Below are 20,308 nucleotides of genomic sequence, written 5' to 3' on the forward strand. Positions count from 1 at the left end.
CGAGACGGACCCATATGCTTGCACCCACACGCTAAACCATACAGTGCCCGTTGGGGGCAAGATGCGAACAGCGCCTTTCCTCATCAGACCCGCTGTTACGTCTAGTCAAGTGCGCGCCAGACGCTTATGGTGCCGCGTTTGCGGCATGCTTGTGGCATGGCCTCCTGTTTTTTCAACGGATCCTTGGGTTCATGATTTCCTATTTGCGTCGTGTTTTTGTTGAATCCTGGCTGGGACGTGTATCGGCCATCATCATTTTCCTGGCCTTTATTGGCTGGGGCGTGGGCGACGTTCTGGGCTATATGGGCACTGAAACCGACGTTGTTGCCAAAGTCGGGCAAAACCGCATCAGTTCCGCTGATCTGGGCCAGGCTTTGCAGGCAGAGATGCCAGCCATAACCAAGCAGATGGGCGTATCGGATCCTTCTCAGGTGCCTCCGGCCATGCGTCGGCAAGTGGCACACCAGATCCTGCAGCGTCTGGTTGGGCAGGCCGAACTTATGGAATCTGCTCGCCGTTTGAATGTGGCTGTCCCAGACAGCGCTGTGCGGGATGAAGTTTTCGCCCAACCTTACTTCAAGGGAACAAACGGGCAGTTTGATCGGAACATCTTCAACGCGCGCTTGCGGGAACATAACCTGAATGAGCAGCGCTTCCTCACCATGATCCGGGATGATCTGACAACGCGGACCATTCTCCAGCCCGTAGCCCAGGCAGCCAGTGCATCCACAACCATGGCAACACGGCTGTCTGCTTTTGGTTTGCAAACCCATGTGGTGGATATGCTGCGCATTCCTTTTGCGGATCAGCCCACACCACCAACCCCTGACGATGCCATATTGCAGCGCTTTTATGCCAACCATCCGTGGCTTTTCCGTTCACCGGAACTGCGCCATGCCCGTGTTGTCGTTCTTTCACCCTCTACAGTGGCAGACACCATCACTGTGGACGACAAAGATCTGAAGCGCGTCTATGAGGAGCAGATTACACGCTATCACGTGCCTGAAACCCGGGACGTTCAGGTTGTCACTCTCTCTGATGAAAAGCAGGCACAGGCCGTAGCTGATCTTTGGTCAAAAGGGACCGACTGGAACTCTGTGCAGTTGGCGGCCAAAGGCGGTGCCTCTGTTGACATGCCCGGAGCGCGGCCCTCCACCATTCCATCAGAAACACTTAGCAAAGCCATTTTTGCTGCCCCGCTTTCTCAGGTGCAGGGGCCGCTTAAAACAGAAGCAGGGTGGGTTGTATTCCGCGTCAATAAGGTGATCGCACCGCAGGATACTCCTTTTGAAAAAGCCAAGCAGGATATTCTGGGGCAGTTCCGCAAAGCTCAGGCACCAGCCGTTGTCAGCGCCCGCAGCCGCCAATTGCAGGACGCCATTGCAGGCGGGGGGCTGGATGCCATTCCAAGCGACATTGGCGCCGCCGCCGCCGCCGGCACATTGGACGCTCAGGGCAATACTGCAGAGAAAGAACCTGCACCTCTTCCTGCGTCTGGCAAACTGCGCGACGCCATTTTACAGAAAATCTTTTCTCTCCCCAAAGGTAATCAGCCCAACCTGATAGAGGGACCAGACAACAGTTGGTACGCCGTTCAGGTTGACACCATCACACCGGACTCTCCCCGGACGTTTGAACAGGCAAAAGCTGATGTTCTTGCCGCATGGCAGGCCGAAGCACGGAAACATGCCGCAGACGAACATGCCACCACGCTTTACACGGCAGCCAGAGAAAGAGGCGGGATTGTCACCGTAGCTGGCGGCGCACCCATCCAGAAGAACCTCTCCTTTTCCCGTGCGGCGCCCAATGCATCCATTCCATCTGAACTGATGGCTTACCTGCCGCAGATGAAAGCCGGGCAATCCATCATGGGGGAAGATTCCTCCGGTTTTCTGGTTGCAACCGTGACAAAGGTATTCACTCCCGACCCCAAGGCCGATCCCGTTGCTTTCCAGCGTGTAAAGGATGCCCTTGGCCAGTCAGAAGGAGATGACCTCGTGGCGTCCTACGTGGATGCACTGGCAAAACACATGCCCCCTAAAATTGATGAACGCGCTGTCAGCGCCACACTTTCCTCTCTTGGTTTTGATGGAACGGTCGAGCAATGAGCGTAACCGCACGAATTGCAGCATCTCCCTCCCGGCATGAGGTTGAGGCAAAGTGGCGTGAGGGTAAGGCTTCAGTTGTTTTTTCAGTGGAGCCAGCAGATCTGCTGACCCCGGTTTCCGCCTATATGCGTCTGGCGAATTTCAAAAACGGGACAGGGCGCTACACTCTGCTTCTGGAAAGCGTGGAGGGAGGAGTATCCCGTGGACGCTACTCCGTCATCGCTCTCAAGCCTGATCTGGTATGGGCCTGTCACGACGGTACCGTCACACTTGACATGGCGCCCGAGGATAATGACACGTCCGCCGTCACCTGCGACAAGCCTGCATTAGAAAGCCTGAGAACTCTCATTCACGAAACCCGGCTGGAACTTCCTGATGGCCTTCCGCCCATGATCGCTGGGCTGTTCGGATATCTGGGTTACGATATGGTGCGACAGATGGAGCGGTTACCTAACGCTCCTACAGATGATCTGGAACTCCCTGAAGCGGTCCTGATGCGCCCTGGTCTGTTTGCTGTCTTTGATACAGTAAGCGATGAACTCATTCTGGCTGCCCCCGTCCGCCCGCAAAGCGACCAGACAGCAGGAGAAGCATGGGACAACGCTCATACCCTGTTGGCTGAAGCGCGCACCTGCTTGAATGGCGCGCTGCCAGTCGCTAAGGCAGCTCCTCACACAGCACCTTTTGAAGCGCCGACGTCTACATTCACAAAAGCGGAGTTCTGCACCGCCGTCGAACGCATTCAGGACTATATCGCGGCAGGCGATGCTTTTCAGGTCGTGCCAAGCCAGCGCTTTTCATCACCATTCCCGCTGCCCGCACTGGCATTGTATCGGTCATTACGTCGTATCAATCCTGCGCCATTCCTGTTTCATCTGGATTTTGGCACGTTTTCTCTCGTAGGGTCCTCGCCAGAGATCCTCGTGCGTCTGCGCGATGGTGTCATGACAGTCCGGCCTCTGGCTGGCACACGCCCACGCGGAAAAGATGCCGAAGAAGACCTGCGCCTGGAACAGGATCTGCTGGCGGACCAGAAAGAACTGGCTGAGCATCTGATGCTTATAGATCTGGGCCGCAATGATGTGGGGCGTGTCTGCCTGCCGGGTTCTGTTAAAGTCACAGAACGGTTTGTGATTGAGCGTTTCAGTCACGTCATGCACATCTCGTCCAATGTGGAAGGACGTATCCAGCCTGATTTGGAAGCGCTGGATGCGCTGGTTGCCGCGTTCCCCGCCGGAACGCTGACAGGTGCCCCCAAAATCCGCGCCATGGAAATTATTGATGAAATAGAGCCAACGCGCCGGGCGACATATGCCGGCTGTATTGGTTATTTTGGTGCTGGTGGAGATATGGATACCTGCATTGGCCTAAGAATGGCCGTCGTCAAAGAGGGTACCATGCATGTTCAGGCTGGGTGCGGTGTCGTGGCCGACAGCGTGCCAGAGGCCGAATACGAAGAAACGCGCCAGAAAGCCCGAGCCGTTTTCCGCGCAGCGGAAGAGGCCGTCCGTTATGCAGCCCAAAGACGAGACTGACATCTCCCTGCGTACTATTTGACCCGCAGGCAGCATAAGGCCATCATACCACCATGATCCTTCTGATCGACAATTATGACAGCTTTACGTTCAACCTGGTTCACTATCTCGGTGAACTTGGAGAGCAATGCAATGTGCAGCGAAATGATGCCATCAGCGTAGAAGACGCGATCGCGCTTCAGCCTGATGCAATCGTCCTGTCTCCCGGTCCATGTTCCCCTAATGAAGCTGGCATATGTTGTGAGTTGATCAAACAGGCCGGCAACATTGTTCCCATTTTCGGCGTGTGCCTCGGTCATCAGGCCATCGGGCAGGTATTTGGGGCAAGTGTCGTTCGGGCGCCTGTTCCCATGCACGGCAAAATAAGCCCGGTCTTTCACAATGGAACGGATGTTTTCACAGGCCTGCCCAACCCGTTTAATGCCACCCGCTACCACAGTCTGACTCTCGAGCCTGCGAGCATTCCCGATTCACTGGAAGTTACAGCCTGGACGGAAGACGGCATCATCATGGGTGTCCGACACAAGCAATACCCTATCTCGGGTGTTCAGTTTCATCCCGAAAGCATTGCCTCTGACTGCGGGCATGATCTTTTGCGTAACTTTCTGAAGCTCGCCCGGACATGGGCTACGAACAAAGCCGCTGCTTGATACATGTCAGAAACCAGTTTCTCCCGCGGAGATAACCAACAGGACGCTTTTTTCTCTGCCATTCTCATCAAGCTGAGCAACGGCTTGAAGTTGACGGCCAAGGAAGCAGAAGAAGCCTTTGGCGCAATTGTTGACGGCAGTGTTTCTGCTGAGCGTATTGCTGCTTTTCTGATGGCCCTGCGTGTGCGCGGTGAAAGCGGGGACGAGCTACTGGGGGCCGTTACTGCTCTACGTACCAGAATGTTGCCAGTACCCCATGTGCCCGCAGGAACAATTGATGTCTGCGGTACGGGTGGCGACAATTACGGGACATTGAATGTTTCGACAGCAACGGCTTTTGTTCTGGCCGCATTGGGTATTCCCGTCGCAAAACACGGTAACCGGGCTGTCTCTTCCCAATCTGGCGCATCCGATGTGTTAGGCGCTTTGGGTGTTCCCCTGTCTGCGGACCCTCAATTTCTCTCCGCGCAGTTGAATGCACATCATCTTGTTTTTCTAGCGGCTCCCCACCACCACCCGGCCATGCGGCACGCAGCTCCTACTCGTAAAGCATTAGGAGTGAGGACTCTTTTCAATCTCATTGGACCATTGGTGAATCCTGCAGGCGTCAAAAATCAGCTTGTAGGTGTGTTTTCCGTTGCTTGGCTTTCGGTCATCGTTGATGTGCTGGCCCAGCTTGGCTCCGAACGGGTATGGGCTGTTTGCGGAAAACCTGCGGAAGGAGGGCAGGGGATTGATGAAGTCACGCTTGCTGGCCCAACCCAGATTGTCGCTCTTGAAAATGGACAGAAAAAATCCCTAATCCTTGAACCTGAGATGGCTGGTTTTGCTGTTACGCCCGTTACTGCCATCAAAGGAGGAAGTGCGGCAGAAAATGCCGCCGCGTTGGAAGAGCTTCTCCGTGGCGCAACGGGGCCTTACCGTGATACTGTTTTGCTGAATGCTGCCTGCGCGCTCCATGTAGCAGGGCACACGACAATTCTGCGGGGATCAGAAATTGACACCCAGGCGCTCAGGGAGTGCATTGCGGAAGTCAGTCGCCCGCTCACCGATGGCACAGCGCTAGCTGTGCTGAATGGTTTGCGTACGTCATCTTCCAAGACGCATGCTGAAAACATGACAGGATGATTATGAACGAAGTACTCAATTCGGCCGCAAATGCAGTGACAGACGCAGAAGCGTGCATCAAGGCGGAAGAACTGCCTGATGTGCTTTCCCGTATTGTCGCGCGGACAAGAGTTGAGGTTGAGCACCGTTCAACCCTTCTGCCCCTTAAGGACGTCATTGCCAAAGCGCAGGAAAGCAAAGACTCCCCACGTGGTTTTGGACGTGCCCTTAAAGAAAAAGCTGCCGATCGCACTATTGGTCTGATCGCCGAAATCAAGAAGGCGTCTCCCTCAGCCGGTATTTTGCGCGAAGAGTATGACCCCGCGCGCATTGCCGCCAGTTATGAGCAGGCTGGCGCTGCTTGCCTTTCCGTGCTGACCGAAAGTTCCTGTTTTCATGGTCAGAACGAAGATTTGCAGATTGCACGTGCAGCTTGCTCCCTTCCTGTGTTGCGCAAGGATTTCATTCTTGATCCTTGGCAGGTTTATGAGAGTCGGATGCTGGGGGCAGACTGCATCCTGCTGATCATGAGCATCCTGAAGGACGAAGAAGCGCTCGCACTTGTCGATCATGCCAAAGGACTTGATATGGACGTGCTGGTCGAGGTGCATGATGAGGAAGAACTCAACCGCGCTTTGGCACTTGATACGTTTCTGATTGGGATAAACAACCGCAATCTCAAGACATTAGAAACCAATATTCAGACAACGTGTGACCTGGCACCCTTGGTGCCCCCAGACAGAATCATCGTTTCTGAAAGCGGCATCAAAACGCATGCGGACATCATGAAGCTGGCCGAAATCGGCGCTACCGGCTTTCTGGTTGGAGAGTCACTTTTGCGTGACGCCGATCCAGGCAAGGCAGCGCGGGCTCTTCTCGGGTTTGCCTGACGTGGTATCCACTGGCCACCTTACGCACCTGAATGAAGCAGGGCAGGCGCATATGGTGGATGTTTCTGCCAAAAGCGCCACAAAACGAAAAGCCGTTGCCAGCGGCGTCGTACAGATGAAAAGCACGACGCTGGATCTCATTGTGTCAGGCACAGCCCCAAAAGGGGATGTGTTGGCCACAGCGCGTATTGCGGGCATTATGGCCGCAAAAAAGACTTCCGACATCATTCCCCTCTGTCATCCGCTGGCACTAAGCAGCGTAACCATCGATCTGATTCCGACAGATAACAAGATTGAGATCACGGCTACTGTTGTTACAACAGGGGCAACTGGCGTAGAGATGGAGGCGTTGACAGCGGTATCTGCCGCAGCGCTGACCCTCTACGATATGTGCAAGGCCGTTGATCGGGGAATGCTTATTACCGATATCCGCCTTCTTCATAAAAGTGGCGGTCAATCTGGAGACTATCACGCCCAGTAAGTCTATCAGGAAACAAGACATTAAGATGCTTCGCAGATAAGCAGTCCGGCCTCTTGACGAAATACGACCTTGTTCAAAAGAGACCAGCCTGAAGATCTTTGAGAACACTCAAAACATAAAAGGAAGAGCCCATGGAGGCGGGTAAGACGATCGCTCAGAAAACCGGTGGGAACGGGCCGTCCCTCACGCGGGAACAATTCACGCAAGCGTTTCACGATATGCTGCTTATTCGCCGATTTGAGGAAAAAGCCGGGCAGCTTTATGGCATGGGCCTTATTGGTGGTTTCTGCCATTTATATATCGGCCAGGAAGCTGTTGTTGTCGGTATTCAGATGGCGCTCAAGGATGGTGATAAAATCATCACCTCTTATCGTGATCACGGACAGATGCTGGCTGCAGGCATGACCGCACGTGGCGTGATGGCGGAACTGACCGGGCGCGCAACAGGATATTCGCATGGCAAGGGTGGCTCCATGCACATGTTCTCCCGTGAAAAGAATTTTTACGGTGGACACGGCATTGTGGGCGCGCAGGTTGCGCTTGGAATTGGCTTGGCTTTCGCCAACAAATACCGTGGTACGGATGAGGTTTCCATTGCCTACTTTGGGGACGGCGCCGCCAATCAGGGACAGGTTTACGAAAGCTTCAACCTGGCAGCGTTACACAAGCTTCCCTGTATTTTTGTTATAGAAAACAATCTTTATGGCATGGGGACAAGTATAGAGCGCGCCTCTGCTTCCCATGAACTCTGGCGCAACGGCGAACCGTGGGGCATCCCCGGCCGGCGCGTGGACGGAATGGATATTGCTACCGTGCATGAAGCCGCAGCCGAAGCGGTCGCGCACTGCCGTGCTGGCAAAGGCCCTTACCTGCTGGAAATGATGACCTATCGTTATCGTGGTCATTCGATGTCTGACCCCGCAAAATACCGCAAGCGCGAAGAAGTGGATACGGTGCGCAAGACACGTGACCCAATTGATCACGTTCGCCAGATTTTGCTGGATGCAGGCGTGGAAGACGCGACCCTGCGGTCCATCGAAAATGATGTCAAAGCCGTTGTTAATGATTGTGCTGAATTCGCGCAGACAAGCCCAGAGCCTGACCCTGCCGAACTTTATACAGATGTTCTGCTAGAGGCTTGATCGATTATGGCTATTGAAGTTCTGATGCCGGCTCTCTCTCCCACAATGACAGAGGGCACGTTGGCCCGCTGGCTCAAAAAGGAAGGGGACGCTGTTTCCAGTGGGGATGTTCTTGCGGAAATCGAAACCGATAAGGCGACGATGGAAGTAGAAGCTGTTGATGAAGGAATTCTGGGCCGCACCTTGGTGGCCGAGGGTACGCAAGGTGTAGCCGTCAACACGCCCATCGCAATTCTTGTTGCAGAGGGAGAGGACGTTCCCGAAAATCTGCAGCAGGCGCAATCCTCGTCCTCTGCTGAAACCAGCGCGCCAGAAGAAAATACTGCTCCTGAAGCGGCCGTGGCCAAGAAAACGGTGGCCCCTGTTTCTGTCTCCCTGCCGAATGCAGAGCCTGAAAAGGACTGGGGTGAAACAGCCGAGATCACTGTTCGTGAAGCCCTGAATCAGGCGATGGCGGCTGAGCTGCGCCGTGATCCTGATGTTTTCCTGCTGGGTGAAGAAGTTGCCCAATATCAAGGCGCTTACAAGATCTCCCAAGGTCTTCTGGCTGAATTTGGTGAGAAGCGTATTATTGATATGCCTATCACCGAACATGGCTTTACCGGCATGGCGGTAGGTGCCGCATTAACCGGACTGAAACCCATTGTCGAGTTCATGACTATGAACTTCTCAATGCAAGCTATTGATCATATTATAAATTCTGCCGCAAAAACTTTGTATATGTCAGGCGGCCAGATGGGGTGCCCCATTGTTTTCCGTGGCCCCAATGGTGCTGCCGCCCGTGTGGGAGCCCAGCATTCCCAGTGCTACGGCAGCTGGTATGCTCATGTGCCGGGGTTGAAGGTGATTGCCCCGTGGTCTGCCGCCGACGCCAAAGGACTGCTGCGCGCTGCCATCAGAGATCCCAACCCAGTTGTTTTTCTGGAAAATGAAATTCTTTACGGACGCAAGTTTGAGTGTCCGACAGATGAAGATTTCATTCTGCCCATAGGCAAGGCAAAAATTGAACGCGTTGGCACGGATGTGACCATCGTGGCCTTCTCCATCATGGTCGGTACGGCACTACAGGCAGCCGAGCAATTAGCTGAACAGGGCATTCAGGCTGAGGTCATCAATCTGCGGTCTCTTCGCCCGCTTGATACAGCAACGATTGTTGAGAGCGTGAAGAAAACCAGCCGTCTGGTCACCGTGGAAGAAGGCTGGCCTTTCGCTGGAATTGGAGCCGAGGTGGCCATGCAGATTATTGAACACGCTTTTGACTGGCTTGATGCGCCACCTGTGCGCATAGCTGGCGAAGACGTTCCCATGCCGTTTGCCGCCAATCTGGAAAAGCTTGCGCTTCCGCAGCCCCAGCACATCATTGATGCCGTTAAGGGCTTGGTCTGAGGAAAACACAATGGCTATTGAAGTTCTGATGCCGGCTCTCTCTCCGACAATGACAGAGGGCACATTGGCCCGCTGGCTCAAGAAGGAAGGGGATACTGTTTCCAGCGGGGATGTTCTTGCGGAAATCGAAACCGACAAGGCGACGATGGAAGTGGAGGCCGTGGACGAAGGGATTCTGGGAAAAATCCTGATTTCAGAAGGCACACAAGGCGTGCCGGTCAACGCTCCTATCGCTATTCTGGTGGAAGAAGGGGAGGCAGTGCCCGAGACTGCTGCCGCTCCTCAGAAAGATGCTTCTACGCCTTCAAAAACGGATGCAGTTGCTCCAGCGGAAACGGCTCCCAAAGCAGCCACACCGTCCGTTCAGAAGTCGCCCGTGACCTCCCCAGCCGCATCTGCCGCCCACAAGGTTTTTGCATCTCCTCTGGCGAAACGGATCGCCAAAGAGAAGGGGCTCGATCTCACCCAGATAAAAGGCACTGGCCCCAATGGCCGCATCGTGCGTCGGGATGTGGAAAACGCGTCAGCAAAGCCGCTCTCCGCGTCCGCCGCTGCAACGGCGCCAGCTATCGCTGCGGCTGGCGGCAGCACAAGCGTGCCGCACTCCACGATGCGCAAGGTCATTGCCCGGCGCCTCAGTGAAGCCAAAAGTACCATTCCGCACTTCTATGTGTCGGTTGATATTGAATTGGATGCGCTTATGGCCCTGCGCGCCCAGCTAAACGCGACCTCGCCAGAAGAAGGGCCTGATTCATTCAAGCTTTCTGTGAATGACATGTTGGTCAAGGCCGCAGCCGTTGCTCTCAAACGCATCCCGACAGTGAATGCATCCTTCACTGAAGACGCGATGATCCTGCATGATGACGTGGACATTTCCATCGCCGTCTCCATTCCTGACGGGTTGATCACACCCATTGTCCGGCAGGCAGACAAGAAGAGCCTGAAACAGATCAGTCAGGAAACCAAGGATCTGGTGAAGCGGGCAAGGGCAGGGAAGCTGAAGCCGGAAGAGTTCCAGGGTGGAACGTTCTCCATCTCCAATATGGGGATGTATGGCGTGAAAGACTTCTCGGCCATCATTAACCCGCCACAGGCTGCCATTCTGGCCATTGCCGCAGGCCGCAAACAGCCCGTGGTAAAGGGAAGTGAACTGGCTATTGCGACGGTCATGACCGTCACGCTTTCTGTTGATCATCGGGTAGTAGATGGTTCCGTGGCGGCTGAATGGCTTTCCGCTTTCCGGTCAGTGGTGGAATCTCCCCTGACACTGGTCATTTGATACAAGGGGACGATCATGAGCCAGACCGATTTTGATATTCTCGTTGTTGGCGGTGGCCCCGGCGGCTATGTGGCGGCGCTTCGCGCCTCTCAGCTTGGGCTCTCTGTGGCGGTGGTTGAAGCACAGCATTTGGGGGGAATTTGCCTGAACTGGGGATGTATCCCCACCAAGGCACTTCTCCGGGCTTCTGAAATTAACCATCTTCTGCATGATCTTGGCCCTTATGGGTTCAAGGCTGATAATATCAGCTTTGACTTTGCCAAGGTCGTGGCGCGTTCCCGGGCTGTCTCCAAGCAGCTTTCCTCTGGCGTGGCGCATCTGCTGAAAAAAGCAAAAGTGCCCGTGTTCGATGGGTTCGGTAAGCTGGATGGCGTAACCAAAGAGGGCAAACGCAAACTTCTTGTAACCAAGGAGAAGGCTGCTTCTGTCAACCTGACCGCAAAACACGTCATTCTGGCTACGGGCGCCCGCGCGCGCGTTCTTCCTGGCATTGAACCCGATGGCAAGCTGATCTGGTCCTATCGGGAAGCTCTTGTGCCCGATGCCATGCCTGGCAAACTCTTGGTAATTGGGTCCGGGGCGATCGGCACGGAATTTGCCTCTTTCTACCGGAATATGGGCGCGGACGTCACGCTGGTTGAAGTCGCCCCCCGTATTCTGCCAGTTGAAGATGAAGAGATTAGCGCGCTGGCCCAGAAAGCGTTTGAAAAACAGGGCATGAAAGTGCTGACAAACGCTAAAATTGGGGCCCTCAAGAAATCGGAAAAGGATGTCACGGTTCCGGTGGAAGTTAACGGTAAAACCGAAAACTTCACCGTCGACCGGGTTATTTCAGCCGTCGGCATCGTTGGCAATGTCGAAAATCTTGGCCTCGAAGGCACCAAGATCAAGGTAGACCGGACCCATGTGGTTACGGACGCTTTTTGCCGCACGGGTGAACCTGGTGTCTATGCTATTGGAGATCTGGCCGGCGCCCCATGGCTTGCGCACAAAGCCAGCCATGAAGCTGTGATGTGCGTGGAGGCTATTGCAGGAAAAACCGTCCATCCCATTGATATTACAAAAATTCCGGGCTGTACGTATTGCCGGCCACAGGTAGCATCCGTTGGTTACACGGAAGCGCGCGCCAAAGAGGCAGGTTATAAAGTGCGGGTGGGTAAATTCCCGCTGATTGCCAACGGCAAAGCGCTTGCCATGGGAGAAACTGAAGGGTTCATTAAAACGGTTTTTGATGAAAAAACCGGTGAACTCCTTGGGGCCCATATGATCGGCGCGGAAGTTACTGAAATGATTCAGGGCTATGTTATTGCCCGCACCGGAGAGCTGACAGAAGCTGAACTGGCAGAGACCATCTTCCCGCATCCGACCATTTCTGAATCGATGCATGAAGCAGTTCTGGCAGCGTATGGTGGAGCGCTGCATTTCTAGACAACAAAGAGTGACTTGCTCTCTCATCTCGTGGGTGTGATGGCACGATAAGCAGAGTTGGAATGTTCTTGCCTTGACGCTCAGGCAAGGGCGTTCCAGTTCTGATATAATGTTAGGGTGTTAGCGGGTAATATCATGTCTACACGTGTGTTGATTGATCATCGGAAGGGGGGAGCCAGCAAAACCCGGCACCCCGAAAAAGCACACCGGCCCGATAACCCTATTGCCCGCAAGCCGGAATGGATCCGCGTCAAGGCACCGTCTCATCCAGTGTATCATGAGACGCGGAAGCTGATGCGGGACAATCGGCTTGTCACGGTATGTGAAGAAGCAGCCTGCCCGAACATTGGGGAATGCTGGTCACAACGCCACGCTACCATGATGATCATGGGGGAAATCTGCACGCGGGCCTGTTCATTCTGCAATGTCACCACGGGTCTGCCCAATGCTCTGGATGCCGATGAACCAGAACGGGTTGCTGAAGCCGTTGCCAAACTCGGCCTCCGTCATGTGGTCATCACCTCAGTGGATAGAGATGATCTGGCAGATGGCGGCGCACACCATTTTGCCCGTGTCATCAACGCGATCCGTTCTGTTTCTCCTGAAACGACAATTGAAATTCTGACGCCTGATTTTTTACGAAAAAACAACGCACTGGAAGTCGTTGTTGAAGCGCGTCCGGATGTCTTCAACCACAATCTGGAAACTGTGCCGCGGCTTTATCCCACCATCCGGCCGGGGGCACGTTATTACCAGTCCCTGCGCTTGCTGGACCGCGTGAAACAGCTTGATCCCTCCATTTTCACCAAATCTGGCCTGATGCTGGGGCTGGGGGAAGAGAAAATGGAGCTCGCGCAAGTCATGGATGATTTGCGTATTGCGGATGTGGATTTTATTACCATGGGCCAGTATCTCCAACCTACGGTCAAACACGCGGCAGTCGCCCGGTTTGTTACCCCGGCAGAGTTTGAGGAGTATGGCACCATGGCGCGTGTAAAAGGGTTTCTTCAGGTGAGTTCCAGTCCGCTCACACGCTCTTCCTATCATGCTGATGCGGACTTTGCAGAACTGCGGGCAGCACGGTCTGCACGACTGAAAGGGAGCGTCTGATGCCTAAACACGCAGAAAAGCGTGTTCTCGCGTATCGTCCTGAACAGATTTTTGATCTTGTCGCCGATGTGGGGCGTTATCCGGAATTTCTGCCATGGTGTGTCGCGGCCCGTGTCCGGTCCCGCACTGCTACTCAGCTCGTCGCGGATTTGACGGTTGGCTTTGGGCCGTTTCGGGAAAGCTTCACCTCTCGCGTTACGCTGGATAGACCCACCTATATTACCGTCCAGTACGAACGCGGCCCTTTTCGTTACCTTAAAAACATCTGGAAATTCACGCCGGACGAAAAAGGGTGTCTGGTTGAATTTTTTGTCGATTTTGAATTTCGGTCCAAAATTCTTCAGGCTGCGATTGGCGTGGTTTTTGGTGAAGCCGTGCGCCTGATGGTGTCTGCATTTCTCCGGCGCGCCAAAGATGTCTATGGGCCACCACTGAGTGCATCGCCCGCTGTACGCGAAGAAAGATCTGTTACTTAACAGAAAACTGTTTTTTGCCGGTTACATTTTGCCAGATGCTACGTTGTTGTTGAAAGAACGAAAGTTCGATACATTACAAAAATGTTGGAAAACGGCTTTCTAACCTGAAAAGCATTTCAACATCTGGGATAAGGACAAACCGATATGAAGAAACTCTTTGCCGTTGCTGCACTCGCCTCTGCCACAGTGGTCGCTCATCCGGTTTTTGCAGCTCCTCACCATGGCCACAAATATGAGCATGCACATAAAGGTGCCAAGGCGGACAACGGAAGCGCATCCACAGATGATCTGAACAGCAAAAGTCTGGCAGCAGCTCAGAGCGGGCAGGCGGCTCCGACAAATGGAGTAGCCCCTGCACCCGGCACCCTCCCGGAAGCACCGACCGTGAAGGCTCCTGATGTCACCGCACCGGTTCCGGCTGCCGGCACCGGTGTTACGGTTCCACCAGCACCGTCTGCACCGACCATGCCGTCCACCACAGAGCCTTCCAATGCTCCTACAGGTGGCCAGTAATCCTGCTCATTTCATTGAAAATTTAATGCTTATTTGACTTGCGAAAACCTCCGAAAGATAACTTTTCGGGGGTTTTTTCTTATTCTGTTTCCAGACGCTTTGCTGCAAGTTCCAAGGCATGCAAGGCTGCGAGAGTCCTTATTTGAGTGCGGTCTCCAGCAAAATTCTGCGCATCTGAAATTGTGGCTCCATTCCGAACGGCTGTAGCAAACCAGACCAGACCAACAGGTTTGGCCTCAGATCCGCCAGAAGGCCCCGCAATACCCGAAACAGAAACAGCAAGCGTTGCATCAGGAGACATATGCAACGCCCCCTCTGCCATCTCTTCAACAGTTTCTGCGCTGACAGCACCAAACTGTAACAGGGTAGCGTCCCTTACTCCCAGAACAACCTGCTTCATGCGGTTGGAGTAAGTAACAAAGCCTCCTTCAGTCACATCAGATGATCCGGCATGATGTGTAAGGGCTGCCGCCACTAAACCACCTGTGCAACTTTCTGCCGTTACAATTTTTGCGTGATGATGCCGCAACATATTCAACATGGCAGAAGACTGTACCAGCAGCTTTTCCTGCAAGGCAGATGTAACAAGAAGGTGGACGTTATGCATGGCATTTATCCTTTGGCTGGCTTCAACGCCCGCCCAAGCCACCTGAACGTTTTGATACATCCGGCAGCCATAATCCCCGCCACAATATCATCCCCCATAATGCCGAGTGCATCATGACGCCGGTCCAGCACACCAACAGGGCCGGGTTTCCTGATATCGAACAACCGGAAAAGTGCAAACGCAACCAAAGACCAGATGAAAGGGCTTTCCTGGCTTGAGGTGTCTTCTGTGGGTTTAGAGGCTGTGCAGGCCAGAAGGCTGATCCACATACCGGCAACTTCATCAATCACGATCCAGCCATGGTCTTCACCATCACCTGCCTGATCCGCCGCCCACCAACCGGCAACACTGGCCACTACAGCCCCCGTTGCCAAAACACGTTTACGCCGCATGAATGGCAACGCCACCAACAACGCAGCAAGCGATCCGACAGTTCCTGGCGCTTTTGGTGACAGTCCACAGCCGCCAAAGGTGGCAATCACACGCGAAATTTTCATGTCTTTTGCCCCAGAGCCGCATAAACGGTCATGTTTTCCCACACACGCTCCACGTAGTTCCGTGTTTCAGAAAAGGGAATGCTCTCTATCCAGTCGATCATATCCACTTGCGAAGCACCAGTACGGCCCGGATCTCCTGCGGTTGAAAGCCACCGCGCAAGCCGGGTAGGGCCGCCATTGTAAGCGGCCGCGATGTAAGGAACCACGCCACCAAACCGATCCTGAAGGTGCGTCAGATAGGCAATCCCCAGTCGCATATTATTATCAGGATCATGCAGGCCTGTTGCCGTGGCGGCTGAAGAGGAAAGTCCTGCGGCGTGGACCATGTCTCCAGCGGTAGAAGGCTTGAGTTGCATCAAGCCAATAGCATTGGACGAGCTGATGGCGTCAGAATTGAAATTGCTCTCCTGACGCATGAGCCCCAACACTAGCCCCGGCGGAAGGGAACTGGGCGGTGGCGTGTAGGGCTGCGGCCATCCTGACTGCAAAAGAAAAATCCCATCTCGTCCAACATCCCGCGCAACGGCCACCGAAATATCAGGTAGGTTGAGTTGAAGTGCCAAGCTGGAAAGCGCCATCTTGTCCGGCAGCGTGACAAGCTGCTGCCTGAGCAATGTCAGAAAATCTCTCGCATGGGGTCGATCTCCCCATGAGACAAGGATTTGCGCAGCCTGAGCCAGATCACTCCCGGAAAGACGAACGGATTCCGCCGTCGCCACTGAGGGATCATGACTTGCCTTCAAACGACGGACTACCTCATCGGGAATCTCGGTCGGCGCAAGAAGCGTCGCTTTGTTACCAGCCAGCTCTGCTGCCGCCATCTGACCATAAAATGTGCCGGGATAAGACGCGGCCTGCAAGAAATCAGCCCGTGCCGTAGCCTCATCATGCACAGCAAGGTGGGCACGCCCCAGCCAGTAAAGTCCACGGCTTTTGGTGATAAGGGAAGAAGAAGCCGCAAGCTGCCGGAAAAAAGGTTCTGCAACGGCAGGGGCATTCTGTTTTTGCAAAGCAAGCCAGCCGCTTAGAAAAGCTGCATCCAGATGGTTCGTGCCGTTGGCTGCTGCATCATTGGCCAGAAAAAAAGCCTGCTCATTCTGTCCGCTTAACAGAAACTCTCTGGCCAACGCATCGCGCTCCCGCCAGAATACCGCCTGATGGGTTGTTGCTTCGGCTTGCAGGCCCTTGCTTTTCCACAAAGCAAGAGCATCGTCATACCGTTTTTGAAGGCGTAACCAGCGGGCATAATCAATCACTAGAAACGGATTAGCTGCATCGGCAGGGGTCAGTCCGGCAAGTGTGCCTTCCGCAGAAACATCTCCCCCATGCAAAGCCAGTCGAGCTTGCGCCAGAGGCTGACGCGCACTGCTCAGATACGATATCGTCTGGCGTGCGGCGGAAAGCAGGCCTGCTTTTTCTTCCCGATCAAAACGCAACCAGGAAGCCTCAGGCGTAATAGCCTGGGAGAAGGATGCGGTTAAAGCGTTTGCATCTTTGGACGTATCATTCCCGTTCATCCAGGCCTGCCGGGCTTCTGCGACGAGTTTTTGGGAAAGTGCAGGCTGTGAGGATCCTACCTGCCCCTGACATTGAGCAAGGGCTGGCCCATAAGTAAGAGGCTGCTCCGCACAGAGTCGGGCCAAAACTGCGGGATCACGCTCTTCGGCCAACGCCTGCTGCATACGCAGCTTCAGCAGTTGCCATCGGGGCCATACCGGTCGCGTATTCAGAAAGTCGGCATATTCCTGCGCGCTGCCATGGGATGAGCCGACAAGACTGAGCCAGACAGTCAAACGACTGGCGACTGGGTCAACCGGCGCATTACCAGCGGCCGCCTGCTGGAGGGAAGGCCATGCAGGCTGAGCAGGGGAGGCAGGGGGCTGATCAGTCTGCGCCGAGCACCCGCTGAGGAGCAGAGCAAGCAATGGCAGAGCGACGCAGATACGCGGCGAAGAAGAAAAAAAGACCATGCGGAAAGATGAGTCATCCCGGCGTGGCTGGCAAGCCGTTCTGTTACCTGATGTGCGGTCAAACACATCAGGCATACATGTCAGTGGGGAATATGCCCCCAGACTTCGCCACTACCTTTCACAATAAGCTCAATGGCAACGCCCAGCACAATCAGCAGCCCCACCCAGGAAATCCATTTGTACCGGTCCAGCAGCCGGGCGATATAAGAAGCCGCAATACCCATCAGCAGCACGGAGAGAACCAGCCCCATAACAAGGATGCCCGGATGCTCGGCTGCTGCGCCAGCAACGGCAAGCACGTTATCCAGACTCATGGAAAGGTCTGCTATCAGAATACGGAAGATCGCTTTACCCAGACTGCCCGGGGCAGGAGCAGTTCCGTTCTGGGTATGAGTTTGGTCGGATTTCATTTCGCGGTACATACGCCAGCAGACCCAGAGCAGCAGAAAGCCACCGGCCAGCGTCAGCCCCACTATGGCCAGAAGTTTAACCGCCACCAACGCCATAAGAATGCGAATAAGCGCTGCAGCCCCAATACCTGCAAAAATAGCCTTCTTTCGGTCGTCTGGCGCGAGGGAGCGGACAACCAGACCGATAACAACCGCATTATCGCCAGCCAGTGTCACGTCAATCAACACAACCTGCAAAAAGGCGATCACTGCTTTCAGGCTGAAAGCATCAAGAAAACCGTGCACAGAAACTCCGATTCGTCTGAGTAAGGGCTGATAAACACCACCCTGCGGCCTGAAACTCCTTAAAGCGTCCCCTCGAGTCAAAGTTTTATTCATTACGGGAAGACGGGACGACCGAAATCGGTTAGAGAAGCGCGCATTATCCCGTTCTCAGGAGGAACACCGCGTTATGGTGCCGCGCTACACCCGCCCTGTCATGGCCGCTATCTGGTCACCTGAAAATCGCTACCGTATCTGGTTTAAGATTGAAGCACTGGCCTGTGAAGCCATGGCGGAATACGGCGCTGTTCCGAAGGAAGCCGCAAAAGTGGTGCGCGAAAAAGGCGATGCGGCCCTCGCTGCCTTCTCTGATGCCGATCTGGCCCGCATTGATGAGATTGAAGCCGAAACCCGGCACGATGTGATTGCCTTTTTGACATGGCTTGCTGAAAAAGTTGGTCCGGAAAGCCGCTTCGTGCATCTGGGCATGACATCTTCGGACGTGCTGGATACCTGTCTGGCAGTTCAGCTTGTTCAGGCCACAGACTTGCTCCTGAAGGATCTGGATGACGTTCTGACCGCGCTGAAAGCACGGGCGTTCGAACATAAATACACTCTGACCATCGGTCGCAGCCATGGCATCCACGCTGAACCCACATCCTTCGGGCTCAAGCTGGCAGGGCATTATGCCGAATTCGTACGCAACAAAGCTCGCCTTGAAAGCGCCCGCGCGGAAATTGCAACCTGTGCCATTTCCGGTGCTGTTGGCACTTATGCCCACTTGGACCCGCGTGTTGAAAGCTATGTTGCCGAACGCCTTGGTCTGAAACCAGAACCTGTTTCCACCCAGGTTATTCCGCGGGACCGCCATGCAGCCTATTTCTGCACTCTGGCCGTGATCGCCAGCGGCATTGAACGCCTGGCAACAGAAGTCAGACATTTACAGCGCTCAGAAGTACGCGAGGCGGAAGAGTTCTTCCATCCGGGGCAGAAAGGCTCTTCTGCCATGCCGCACAAGCGGAATCCTGTCCTGACCGAAAACCTGACGGGGCTGGCTCGCCTTGTCCGGTCTGCCGCCATCCCGGCACTTGAAAACGTGGCGCTATGGCATGAACGCGACATCAGCCACTCATCGGTTGAGCGGAACATCTGTCCGGATGCCACCATTGGGCTGGACTTTGCGCTGGCCCGCCTTTCTGGTCTAATCAGCAAGCTGTTGATTTACCCAGACCGCATGGCTGCCAATATTGAGAGCCTTGGTGGTGTTGTGCACTCTGGTGAAGTGTTGCTGGCACTCGCCCGTGCAGGCCTCTCTCGGGAGGATGCATATCGCATCGTGCAACGTAATGCCATGGCGACCTGGACCAAGCTCGGGACGCCAGAATGCCGGACATTCCGCGAAAATCTGGATGCTGACCCTGAAATTTCCGGTCGGATTGCACCAGATTTACTGGATGCCGCAATGGATAGTCGTCAGCACCTCAAAGCGATCGATGCCCTTTATGAAAAAGTGTTCGGTGAGCCGGGACCCGCTCAGTAAGGCTGGGTGCGCGACTATATCTTCAATTTCCGAAGCCTGCTATGACGGCGTCTGAACAGGGGAGGGCATGGATCAGCCCTTCCGCCAGACCGGTTATCAGGGATCGGTTTCTAGTGACATACAGGTAAGGATGACCATGGCCCGTCGCCGCCAGCTTTACGAAGGTAAAGCCAAAATCCTTTTCGAAGGGCCCGAGCCCGGCACCGTTGTGCAGTATTTCAAGGATGACGCCACTGCCGGCAACGGGGCCAAAAGTGGAATCATTACCGGGAAAGGCGTGCTCAACAACCGTATCAGCGAACATCTGATGCTGCGGTTGCAGGAAATTGGTATTCCCACTCACTTCATCCGTCGCATCAACATGCGCGAGCAATTGGTGAAGGAAGTTGAGATCATTCCTCTGGAAGTGGTTGTTCGCAATATCGCAGCAGGCAGCATAGCGAAGCGGTTTGGTATTGAGGAAGGCACGCGTCTGCCGCGTAGCATCATAGAATTCTATTTCAAGAATGATGCGCTGGGCGACCCTATGGCGTCAGAAGACCATATTATCGCCTTTGGATGGGCGGCTCCGCATGAGCTGGAAGAAATGACCGGCATGGCCATGCGGGTGAATGACTTCCTGTGCGGTTTGTTCAATGGGATCGGCATTCAGCTTGTGGACTTCAAACTTGAGTTTGGACGCCACTGGGAAGGCGATGACATGAGCATTGTGCTGGCAGATGAAATTTCGCCCGACAATTGCCGCCTATGGGATATCCAGACCAGCGAGAAACTCGACAAAGACCGTTTCCGTCGTGACCTCGGCAGCGTTAAGGAAGCTTATCAGGAAGTTGCCCGCCGTCTGGGTATTCTGCCCGAAGCTGGCAATAACGGTGATCTGAAGGGCACGGAGACACTGCAATAATCATGCCGACAAGA

The 20,308-nt window shown here is 54.5% G+C and carries 19 protein-coding genes; 15 read left to right on the forward strand and 4 right to left on the reverse strand.

Going from position 1 to position 20,308, the window contains the following annotated elements; genetic code table 11:
• The first annotated feature begins 191 nt into the window (after nt 1-191).
• The 13 genes from ASN_RS16935 (at nt 192) to ASN_RS16995 (ending at nt 14,105) form a co-directional block, all read left to right on the forward strand.
• Nucleotides 192-2,108, forward strand: coding sequence for a peptidyl-prolyl cis-trans isomerase (locus ASN_RS16935; RefSeq protein WP_058989432.1), 1,917 nt, complete (start codon nt 192-194; stop codon nt 2,106-2,108).
• On the forward strand, nt 2,105-3,643 hold the full coding sequence (trpE, locus tag ASN_RS16940) for an anthranilate synthase component I (RefSeq protein ID WP_058988914.1): 1,539 nt from the start codon (nt 2,105-2,107) through the stop codon (nt 3,641-3,643). The genes ASN_RS16935 and trpE overlap by 4 nt, the downstream gene beginning before the upstream one ends.
• Before the next feature lie 53 nt (nt 3,644-3,696).
• On the forward strand, nt 3,697-4,293 hold the full coding sequence (locus ASN_RS16945; protein WP_058988915.1) for an anthranilate synthase component II: 597 nt from the start codon (nt 3,697-3,699) through the stop codon (nt 4,291-4,293).
• 3 nt (nt 4,294-4,296) lie between these two features.
• Entirely contained in the window at nt 4,297-5,421 is a 1,125-nt protein-coding gene (gene trpD / locus ASN_RS16950) for an anthranilate phosphoribosyltransferase (protein ID WP_058988916.1), read from the forward strand.
• A 2-nt stretch (nt 5,422-5,423) separates the two neighbouring features.
• A complete protein-coding gene (gene trpC, locus ASN_RS16955; RefSeq protein WP_058989433.1) occupies nt 5,424-6,290 on the forward strand; it encodes an indole-3-glycerol phosphate synthase TrpC in 867 nt (288 codons plus the stop codon).
• A 52-nt stretch (nt 6,291-6,342) separates the two neighbouring features.
• Complete coding sequence (gene moaC / locus ASN_RS16960; RefSeq protein WP_058989434.1) at nt 6,343-6,771, forward strand: cyclic pyranopterin monophosphate synthase MoaC; 429 nt, start codon at nt 6,343-6,345, stop codon at nt 6,769-6,771.
• Between the two features lie 131 nt (nt 6,772-6,902).
• Nucleotides 6,903-7,913: a pyruvate dehydrogenase (acetyl-transferring) E1 component subunit alpha gene (gene pdhA / locus ASN_RS16965; protein ID WP_006558731.1), complete on the forward strand. Its 1,011-nt coding sequence runs from the start codon at nt 6,903-6,905 to the stop codon at nt 7,911-7,913.
• A 6-nt stretch (nt 7,914-7,919) separates the two neighbouring features.
• A complete protein-coding gene (locus ASN_RS16970; protein WP_058988917.1) occupies nt 7,920-9,299 on the forward strand; it encodes a pyruvate dehydrogenase complex E1 component subunit beta in 1,380 nt (459 codons plus the stop codon).
• 10 nt (nt 9,300-9,309) lie between these two features.
• On the forward strand, nt 9,310-10,578 hold the full coding sequence (locus ASN_RS16975; RefSeq protein ID WP_058988918.1) for a pyruvate dehydrogenase complex dihydrolipoamide acetyltransferase: 1,269 nt from the start codon (nt 9,310-9,312) through the stop codon (nt 10,576-10,578).
• Between the two features lie 15 nt (nt 10,579-10,593).
• Nucleotides 10,594-12,006 (forward strand): dihydrolipoyl dehydrogenase, encoded by a 1,413-nt coding sequence (gene lpdA / locus ASN_RS16980; RefSeq protein ID WP_058988919.1) that lies wholly within the window; start codon nt 10,594-10,596, stop codon nt 12,004-12,006.
• A 135-nt stretch (nt 12,007-12,141) separates the two neighbouring features.
• The gene (gene lipA / locus ASN_RS16985; protein ID WP_058989435.1) at nt 12,142-13,116 is read left to right on the forward strand and encodes a lipoyl synthase; all 975 of its coding nucleotides are present in this window, start codon (nt 12,142-12,144) and stop codon (nt 13,114-13,116) included.
• The gene (locus ASN_RS16990; protein WP_006559918.1) at nt 13,116-13,592 is read left to right on the forward strand and encodes a type II toxin-antitoxin system RatA family toxin; all 477 of its coding nucleotides are present in this window, start codon (nt 13,116-13,118) and stop codon (nt 13,590-13,592) included. The genes lipA and ASN_RS16990 overlap by 1 nt, the downstream gene beginning before the upstream one ends.
• Nucleotides 13,593-13,736: 144 nt before the next feature.
• Complete coding sequence (locus ASN_RS16995) at nt 13,737-14,105, forward strand: hypothetical protein (protein ID WP_058988920.1); 369 nt, start codon at nt 13,737-13,739, stop codon at nt 14,103-14,105.
• Between the two features lie 79 nt (nt 14,106-14,184).
• Here ASN_RS16995 and ASN_RS17000 read toward each other — a convergent pair whose 3' ends face one another.
• From ASN_RS17000 to ASN_RS17015, 4 genes are all read right to left on the reverse strand, one after another.
• On the reverse strand, nt 14,185-14,712 hold the full coding sequence (locus ASN_RS17000) for a CinA family protein (protein ID WP_099048327.1): 528 nt from the start codon (nt 14,710-14,712) through the stop codon (nt 14,185-14,187).
• 5 nt (nt 14,713-14,717) lie between these two features.
• On the reverse strand, nt 14,718-15,209 hold the full coding sequence (locus tag ASN_RS17005) for a phosphatidylglycerophosphatase A family protein (RefSeq protein WP_058988921.1): 492 nt from the start codon (nt 15,207-15,209) through the stop codon (nt 14,718-14,720).
• Nucleotides 15,206-17,179: a lytic transglycosylase domain-containing protein gene (locus tag ASN_RS17010; protein WP_058989437.1), complete on the reverse strand. Its 1,974-nt coding sequence runs from the start codon at nt 17,177-17,179 to the stop codon at nt 15,206-15,208. The genes ASN_RS17005 and ASN_RS17010 overlap by 4 nt, the downstream gene beginning before the upstream one ends.
• A gap of 80 nt (nt 17,180-17,259) precedes the next feature.
• Complete coding sequence (locus tag ASN_RS17015; RefSeq protein ID WP_058988922.1) at nt 17,260-17,874, reverse strand: YjbE family putative metal transport protein; 615 nt, start codon at nt 17,872-17,874, stop codon at nt 17,260-17,262.
• A gap of 166 nt (nt 17,875-18,040) precedes the next feature.
• Between ASN_RS17015 and purB the strand changes: the two genes are divergently transcribed.
• The gene (purB, locus tag ASN_RS17020) at nt 18,041-19,390 is read left to right on the forward strand and encodes an adenylosuccinate lyase (RefSeq protein WP_058988923.1); all 1,350 of its coding nucleotides are present in this window, start codon (nt 18,041-18,043) and stop codon (nt 19,388-19,390) included.
• A gap of 136 nt (nt 19,391-19,526) precedes the next feature.
• Nucleotides 19,527-20,294 (forward strand): phosphoribosylaminoimidazolesuccinocarboxamide synthase, encoded by a 768-nt coding sequence (purC, locus tag ASN_RS17025; RefSeq protein WP_039905147.1) that lies wholly within the window; start codon nt 19,527-19,529, stop codon nt 20,292-20,294.
• Nucleotides 20,295-20,308 lie beyond the last annotated feature (14 nt).

Source organism: Acetobacter senegalensis (assembly GCF_001499615.1).
Classification (GTDB): domain Bacteria; phylum Pseudomonadota; class Alphaproteobacteria; order Acetobacterales; family Acetobacteraceae; genus Acetobacter; species Acetobacter senegalensis.

What these genes read in the sequence shown, in the direction of transcription:
- ASN_RS16945 (WP_058988915.1), top strand. Translation starts at nt 3,697, where the DNA reads ATGATCCTTCTGATCGACAATTATGACAGCTTTACGTTCAACCTGGTT.
- ASN_RS16975 (WP_058988918.1), top strand. Translation starts at nt 9,310, where the DNA reads ATGGCTATTGAAGTTCTGATGCCGGCTCTCTCTCCGACAATGACAGAG.
- moaC (WP_058989434.1), top strand. Translation starts at nt 6,343, where the DNA reads ATGGTGGATGTTTCTGCCAAAAGCGCCACAAAACGAAAAGCCGTTGCC.
- ASN_RS16990 (WP_006559918.1), top strand. Translation starts at nt 13,116, where the DNA reads ATGCCTAAACACGCAGAAAAGCGTGTTCTCGCGTATCGTCCTGAACAG.
- purC (WP_039905147.1), top strand. Translation starts at nt 19,527, where the DNA reads ATGGCCCGTCGCCGCCAGCTTTACGAAGGTAAAGCCAAAATCCTTTTC.
- lipA (WP_058989435.1), top strand. Translation starts at nt 12,142, where the DNA reads ATGTCTACACGTGTGTTGATTGATCATCGGAAGGGGGGAGCCAGCAAA.
- ASN_RS16995 (WP_058988920.1), top strand. Translation starts at nt 13,737, where the DNA reads ATGAAGAAACTCTTTGCCGTTGCTGCACTCGCCTCTGCCACAGTGGTC.
- ASN_RS16970 (WP_058988917.1), top strand. Translation starts at nt 7,920, where the DNA reads ATGGCTATTGAAGTTCTGATGCCGGCTCTCTCTCCCACAATGACAGAG.
- pdhA (WP_006558731.1), top strand. Translation starts at nt 6,903, where the DNA reads ATGGAGGCGGGTAAGACGATCGCTCAGAAAACCGGTGGGAACGGGCCG.
- trpE (WP_058988914.1), top strand. Translation starts at nt 2,105, where the DNA reads ATGAGCGTAACCGCACGAATTGCAGCATCTCCCTCCCGGCATGAGGTT.
- trpD (WP_058988916.1), top strand. Translation starts at nt 4,297, where the DNA reads ATGTCAGAAACCAGTTTCTCCCGCGGAGATAACCAACAGGACGCTTTT.
- purB (WP_058988923.1), top strand. Translation starts at nt 18,041, where the DNA reads ATGGTGCCGCGCTACACCCGCCCTGTCATGGCCGCTATCTGGTCACCT.
- ASN_RS17010 (WP_058989437.1), bottom strand. Translation starts at nt 17,179, where the DNA reads ATGGTCTTTTTTTCTTCTTCGCCGCGTATCTGCGTCGCTCTGCCATTG.
- ASN_RS17000 (WP_099048327.1), bottom strand. Translation starts at nt 14,712, where the DNA reads ATGCATAACGTCCACCTTCTTGTTACATCTGCCTTGCAGGAAAAGCTG.
- ASN_RS17005 (WP_058988921.1), bottom strand. Translation starts at nt 15,209, where the DNA reads ATGAAAATTTCGCGTGTGATTGCCACCTTTGGCGGCTGTGGACTGTCA.
- ASN_RS16935 (WP_058989432.1), top strand. Translation starts at nt 192, where the DNA reads ATGATTTCCTATTTGCGTCGTGTTTTTGTTGAATCCTGGCTGGGACGT.
- trpC (WP_058989433.1), top strand. Translation starts at nt 5,424, where the DNA reads ATGAACGAAGTACTCAATTCGGCCGCAAATGCAGTGACAGACGCAGAA.
- lpdA (WP_058988919.1), top strand. Translation starts at nt 10,594, where the DNA reads ATGAGCCAGACCGATTTTGATATTCTCGTTGTTGGCGGTGGCCCCGGC.